Consider the following 1,319-nt stretch of genomic DNA (forward strand, 5'->3'; position numbering starts at 1 on the left):
GTCTGATAATCCACTTTGAGCATATGATGCTCAACAATTTCACGCAGCCAGCTATAGGCAGAAAGCTGCTGAAGTTTCGCTGTCTCGATGAGTGAGAACATCCGTTCACGAAACAGGTCTCCTCGATATGAACGCATTACGTAACAGCACTTTCTCATCAGTATATAATTACGAAGAACCCGTTCTGCAGCATTGTTCGTTAACGGACATTCGGAGTCATCCATAAAGCGCCAAACCATAGCATCATCTGCGATGAGATTACGGCACCGACCTCGATATCGTTTTGAACATTGATAACTGCCCACTTTGAGCCCATGAAGCCAACTCTTTCTTAATCGCCTGAGTCGTCGATAATATTGATTTCCGGAAATCTCATTCTCAATATATCGATGGTGGCACCTGAATACGCTATGAGCGATTAATGCGAGTTTTTCTCCGATTTTTTGGTTTTCGGGGCAAACGCTCTCCTCGATAGCGATAACGTTTCTTAAGATATGAGCCCAACATAACTGGCGCTTAGATTCATCAATATATTTGTAAGCTGAGTATTGGTCAGTGACTAAAAGGTGTGAAACTGTCTCACCAAGCAGTCGTTTAGCCGCGTGTTGACTTCTACCACTGTTGATTTGGAAAAAGGCAACGTCATTACTCAGTGCTGCCCACATCCAGTATTTATCATTATTGCGTTGATGTGAGGTTTCATCAGCCATAATCAATTCTGACGCTTTAACTGTTTCATGGATTTGCTTATGAGTATCCGCTAAATATTCAGTTACTCGCCCTTGAGCCGCTGATATCGCACCGGTAGAAAAGTTCAACTGAAAGACATCTTTCAGCATCGATTGTATTTTTCCTATGCTTTGATGATGCTGTGTTGCTTGGATTGCAATAAAGCTGTGTAGATTTGGTCCCATCTGAGCTTCAGGAACATATTCTGGAAGCTCAGCTTGATGCCTATCACCACACCATGAGCATTCACCTTTGAAGACTTGATGTTCAACCAATGTGCACGAAATATCAGGCAAATCGAAGATTTGATGTCGTTTATAGGGTTTTCGATTTGGAATGACACAACCACCGCAGTGGCATGCCTTATTTGGTAAGTATTGCTCAACCGAGGCACTGTCTTCAATAGGATGAAGCAGTCGGCGATGGCCTTTATGACCTGGTTGAGCTCCTTGCTTTTTTCCAGATTTCTTCCGATTAGGCGAAGTATTCTTGGCTTTGTTATGCAAAGGCTGTTGTGATGACGGCACAGAAGAATTTCGACTATTTTGATTTAGTCTGTCTTCAAGTTCTGCCAACTTATTCCATAAAAA

General features: G+C 42.5%; 1 protein-coding gene. It reads right to left on the reverse strand.

The features are described 5' to 3' along the window. On the reverse strand, positions 1–1,304 hold a 1,304-nt coding region (gene tnpC / locus D1Z90_RS20605), incomplete at its 3' end, for an IS66 family transposase (RefSeq protein WP_198419282.1). Between the last annotated feature and the right edge of the window lie 15 nt (positions 1,305–1,319).

Origin of the sequence: Motilimonas pumila (assembly GCF_003596335.1) — a bacterium.
In the GTDB taxonomy this organism is placed as follows: Bacteria; Pseudomonadota; Gammaproteobacteria; order Enterobacterales; family CBDFNC01; genus Motilimonas; species Motilimonas pumila.